The sequence below is a fragment of the Pirellulales bacterium genome (genome assembly GCA_035499655.1).
Lineage (GTDB): Bacteria > Planctomycetota > Planctomycetia > Pirellulales > JADZDJ01 > DATJYL01.
Genome location: DATJYL010000093.1, coordinates 1 through 5,300 on the forward strand (window position 1 = coordinate 1; position 5,300 = coordinate 5,300).

The 5,300-nt window shown below is 53.0% G+C and carries 4 protein-coding genes; all 4 read left to right on the top strand.

Annotated features, from left to right (window positions below; genetic code table 11):
• A partial coding sequence (locus tag VMJ32_06580; GenBank protein ID HTQ38673.1) for a proton-conducting transporter membrane subunit occupies positions 1-1,101 on the top strand: 1,101 nt, incomplete at its 5' end.
• A 41-nt stretch (positions 1,102-1,142) separates the two neighbouring features.
• Entirely contained in the window at positions 1,143-2,942 is a 1,800-nt protein-coding gene (locus tag VMJ32_06585; protein ID HTQ38674.1) for an NADH-quinone oxidoreductase subunit M, read from the top strand.
• 78 nt (positions 2,943-3,020) lie between these two features.
• Positions 3,021-4,754 carry an NADH-quinone oxidoreductase subunit N gene (locus VMJ32_06590; protein HTQ38675.1) on the top strand — a complete coding sequence of 578 codons (1,734 nt, stop codon included), beginning with the start codon at positions 3,021-3,023 and terminating at the stop codon, positions 4,752-4,754.
• A 54-nt stretch (positions 4,755-4,808) separates the two neighbouring features.
• Positions 4,809-5,246, top strand: a complete 438-nt coding sequence (locus VMJ32_06595) for a hypothetical protein (protein ID HTQ38676.1) — start codon at positions 4,809-4,811, stop codon at positions 5,244-5,246.
• Positions 5,247-5,300: the final 54 nt, after the last annotated feature.

The following is a 5,300-nucleotide window of genomic DNA, read 5'->3' on the forward strand; positions in this document are numbered from 1 at the left end:
CTTGGTTACATGATGTTGTCGCTGGGCGTGGGGGGTTGGATCGCGGGTTTGTTTCATCTATTCACACATGCCTTTTTTAAGAGCCTGCTATTTATGTGTTCCGGCTCAGTCATTCACGCTTGCCATACGAATGACATGCGAAAGATGGGCGGCTTGTTACGGAAGATGCCTTACACCGGCTACACCATGCTGGTGGGCTGTTTGGCGATCATCGGCACGGGCATTCCGTTTGTGGCCGGATTCAGCGGTTACTATTCGAAAGATTCGATCATTGCGCAAACTCTGTCGTTCACAAATCACAATCCGGTGCATCGCATTTTATTTATTGCGGCGGCGGGCGGGGCTTCGATCACAGCGTTTTACATGTTCCGATTATGGTACATGACGTTTATCGGCAAGCCGCAGGACCATCACGTCTATGAACATGCCCACGAGTCGCCGAAGGTGATGTGGATGCCGCTAGTGGTATTGGCGGTGTTTGCCTTCGGCATCGGCTGGCCGGTCTGGGGGCTTACGAACCTGTTGGAACAAGCGCGTCCGGCAGGGACGCTAGAAACCACGAAGGGCGCGATTTTTTGGCCTAGCCTGGAACATCCCAACGAACATTTAAGCCATGAAGACATGGCGATTCACGTGCCGGCTTCGATTATCGCCTTTTCGACAGCACTGGCGGGCTTCCTGTTGGCCACGGTTTTTTACGCGTGGCGGCTGCTGAACCCGGAAGAGGTGAAAAACCAATTCAGTCGACTGTACGGCTTCCTGTGGCACAAATGGTATTTTGACGAATTGTACAACGTCATTTTTGTGCAGCCGGTGCTGTTTGTTTCACGTCGGATTGCCGACTTCGATAAGCGAGTGATTGATCGGTTCATCGACGGGTGTGCGCTGGCAGTGCGCGGAGTTTCAACGATTGATGACACGATCGACCGCTGGTTTGTGGATGGGCTTGTCAACGGCGTGGCGCGCGCGATCCATTCGACTGGCTTATCGATGCGGCGTATGCAAACGGGCCGGTTGCGGCAATACGTGATGTTAATTGTGGTGGGGACCGTGGGGCTTTTTATTTTGATTACCTTTTTCCGAAGCACCTGGGCGGGTTGAGCTCGGCCTGGGGCCGCGGCTAAACCGCAAGCGGATGTTCTATGAATAATCCTTATATATTGCCGCTGAGTTTGATTGTTTTTTTGCCGGCGCTGGGCGCCCTAATGCTGGCGTTTTTTCCCAAGGATACCAAAGCGGCCATTCGTTGGTTCACGCTGGGAATTACCGTGGCCGTGTTTTTGTTGACGGCATGGATGGCGATCCCGCGTCCGGAAGGTGCTGATACGGCGCAGTTCAATTTGGGCGTATCGACCATGCAAGATGTGTTTTCGGCGCCATGGATTAAGTCGTTCAACATTTATTACTTAATGGGAACCGACGGCATCAGTTTTCCCTTGGTCGTACTCACCTCGTTTGTTTGCATGTTGGCGATGGGGGCTAGTTGGAACATCGACAAGCACGTGAAAGCCTATTGCATTTTGTTTTTGCTATTGGAAACTGGAATGATCGGCGTGTTTTTGGCACTCGATTTTTTCCTGTTTTATGTGTTCTGGGAAGTGATGCTGTTGCCCATGTATTTTTTGATTGGCGTGTGGGGTGGACCGCGAAAGGAGTACGCGGCAATCAAGTTCTTTTTGTACACGCTACTGGGCAGCGTGTTCATGCTGATCGCCATTTTGATTTTGTACTTCAACAGCGATTTGAAGCTGTTAAGTGGCAAGCAATTGCTCGAGGCCGGCGTGGTGGACGCCCGGTTGCCGGCGGAGCAGCAGAATAGCGCGATCGCCACCATCAAATTTGCCAAGGAGCCGCAGCACACATTTAACATCATGGCCATGCAGGTTATGGGGCAGATGGAGAAATCGCCGTTTAGCCGTGATGAAGATCGCGTATTAGGTCAAACGCTTCAATGGTGGGCGTTTTTGCTGTTGTTCATCGGCTTTGCGATTAAAGTGCCGGCTGTGCCACTGCACACATGGTTGCCGGATGCGCATGTCGAGGCGCCGACGCCGATTTCGATGATTCTGGCTGGCATTTTATTGAAAATGGGCGGCTACGGAATCATTCGCATTTGTTATCCGATTTGCCCCGATGCCGGCTATGATTTGTCGTGGTTTGTCTGCGGCATCGGCGTGGTGAGCATGGTGTACGGGGCTTTTGCCGCCATGGCGCAGAAGGATTTTAAGCGGCTGGTGGCATACAGCTCGGTCAGCCACATGGGTTACGTGGTGCTTGGCTTGGGAGTGTGGAGCGCTACTGCCCGATGGAATTACGATTCGAGCTACTGGGCCTGGGGCATCAATGGGGCGATGTTTCAAATGATTGCCCACGGCATTAGTTCCGCTGGCATGTTCTTTTTGGTGGGCGTGGTATACGACCGAGTGCATCATCGCAACTTGGATGAATTTGGCGGCCTGTTTCAACGGATGCCGCTTTATACGGGCCTGGCGATTGGTATTTTCTTTGCCGCGTTGGGTTTGCCCGGGTTGTGCGGGTTTATCGGCGAAGTGCTGGTAACTCTTTCCGTGTGGAATTTCAATCACGCGCTGGCGGTGGTATCGGCTGCCACGGTGATTTTGACGGCCGGCTATATTTTGTGGACCATCCAGCGCGTGTATCTGGGACCGGAATACAAAGGGCCGCACGGCGATCATTTGTATCCGATTACGGCACGGGAGTTGGCGATTGCCGCGCCGCTGTTGGCGCTGGCGATTTTCTTCGGTGTTTATCCAAAGGCATTGTTTAACTACATGACTCCCACGATTGACAGCCAAGCGCAAAATCTGGCGACTTGGACGAAAGATGTTAAAGAGGCGGGCGGATCAAGCGTGGCGGCCGTAGCCCCCACGGAGGCTGCGCCTTCTGCTGGGAAATTGGCGGATGAAGCAGGGCGACGTTGAGTTATTCAACCTGTTAACAGGACAAAGCAGCAAATCGGGAATTGAATCGTGAATTTTTCGGAATTAATACATTCGCTGATGAGCGACACGACCGGCAGTTTGGGGCTGTTTCGGCCGGAGCTGGCGTTATGCGCCACGATTGTCGTCATGTTGTTGCTGCGTGTGTTTCGCGGCTTGGAAATGATCGATGCTTTTTGGGTTGCCTTGCTTGGATCCGCGGTGGGCTTGTGTTTTTCGGCTCCGTGGAAGCAGTTGGACATGGTATCCAGCTTGCAACGTACGGAATTATTCACGGGCATGCTGGTTTACGATTCGTTCAGTATTTATTTCCGTTCGATATTGCTGTTTTTTGCATTGTTGTTTGTGGTGTTCACCAAGCTTTCAGGCATTCCCGATCGTGAAGATGCTCCCGATTTTTACACTTTGGTGTTGGGTGCCACGGTCGGCATGTGTTTAATGGCCACTGCCAATCATCTGGTGATTGTTTTCCTGGGCGTGGAGATGGCCAGCGTGCCGTCTTATGCGCTGGCGGGGATGCTCAAAGGGCGGCCGCGCAGCAGCGAGGCGGCATTGAAATACTCGGTATATGGCGCTGGTGCGGCTGGCATCATGCTGTATGGCATCAGCCTTCTGGCAGGCGTGTTGGGGAGCTGTCATTTACCAACCATGGCCCAACGATTGGCCGAGCTGATATCAGAAGGACACCTGGCTGATCAGGGGCTCGTGTTGGGCCTGGGCGGGTTGATGGTCGGCGTAGGATTGGCATTTAAGCTGTCGGCTTTCCCTTTCCATTTTTGGTGCCCCGATGTGTTTGAAGGGGCCGCCGCCGAAGTGAATGCGTTTTTGAGCGTGGCTTCCAAAGCAGCTGCGTTGGCGCTGTTGGTCCGAGTGGCTGTGGGCTTTACGACGTTGCCCGTTCAACAATCGTCGGCCCAACCGTTGCCAGGCGGAGTGGCCGCGGTTCATACCGTACCAGAAACAAAGCATGAGGAGTTAGTGGGCCGCCAGGCGAATTCGACGAGTGACTATGAATTGTCGTCGCAGGCCAAAATTCACTTTGTTGCTTTGGAGTCACAAATTACGGAAGGAAAAGACCCGCTAGCTCCTGTGCGGCGCTTTATTGCCCTGTTGGTGGCGTTAATGGCCGCTATGACATGCACCTTTGGCAATTTGGCGGCATATGGCCAGACAAATATCAAGCGGCTGATGGCCTACTCCACCATCGCGCACGCTGGTTACATCATGATGCCGGTGGCAGCGGCGGTGGCCTTGTCGGGAACTAGCACGGTGGCCGCTGAAGCCGCGTATGCCGCCGTTCCGTTTTACGTGGGGCTTTATTTGTTTATGAATTTAGGCGCGTTCGCCATTGTGGCTTTTTTACGGAATGCCACTGGGAGCGAGGAAATTAGCGATTTCGGCGGCTTGGTGCGGGTTTCGCCGGGCGTGGTGGTGTGCCTGGGCGTAATTTTATTCAGTTTGGTGGGTTTGCCGCCGCTCGCTGGCTTCGCCGCTAAATACGTGGCGTTTGCTTCTGTAGTGCGAGCGATGCAAGTGCCCGGCTTCCGCTCGGTGATGCTTACTCTGCTGGTTGTTGGGGGTTTGAATACGGCTTTAAGCCTGTTTTATTATTTGCGGGTGATGAAGACGATGGCCATTGATCCGGAGCCGGCAAATCGACCGGCGACGGGATTTTCTCTGGTCTCGTTGCAGGGGGCCTATATTGTCATGGTCACGTTGCCCGTGTTGATATTGGGAATCTTTTGGGACCAGTTTTATACATGGCTGTGGTCCGGCGCGACGAATTTGATGTGAACGGGTCTTCACCTCAAAGAATTTAGAAGCGCAATGAGACATTAACGGTAATTCATGACGCAATCTGAAAGCAGCGCTGTTCTCAATCGATTGTTTGTGATCATTTATCGGTCGTTGCCGATGTATTTGGCCGATGCGGTGCCCTGGATGCACTCGGGAGATGAACAAGCAAAGCACGTGCTCAACCACATTGTGGCAGACTACCGCATGTACTCGGGCCGGATTGCCGAACTGCTGCTTTCCAGGCGACAACGGGTCAGCTTTGGCGAATATCCGATGGTGTTTACGGACACTCACGATTTGTCGCTCGATTATATGATTAGCGAACTCATCGACTATCAAAAGCAGGACGTAACTGCCATTGAAAAATGCGTGGCGGATTTGAAAACGGATTTAGCCGCTCGAATTTTGGCAGAAGAAGTGTTGGGCAATGCACGGGGCCATTTGGAATCTTTGGAAGAGTCGTTAAAGCAATTGGTAACCGCACCCTAGCCAAGCGCAGATTGGCAATTGATACTAAAGCCCACGGGTTGCAACCCGTGGGCT

Coding starts and splice junctions, on each gene's coding strand:
- VMJ32_06585 (HTQ38674.1), top strand. CDS start 1,143: ATGAATAATCCTTATATATTGCCGCTGAGTTTGATTGTTTTTTTGCCG.
- VMJ32_06595 (HTQ38676.1), top strand. CDS start 4,809: ATGACGCAATCTGAAAGCAGCGCTGTTCTCAATCGATTGTTTGTGATC.
- VMJ32_06590 (HTQ38675.1), top strand. CDS start 3,021: ATGAGCGACACGACCGGCAGTTTGGGGCTGTTTCGGCCGGAGCTGGCG.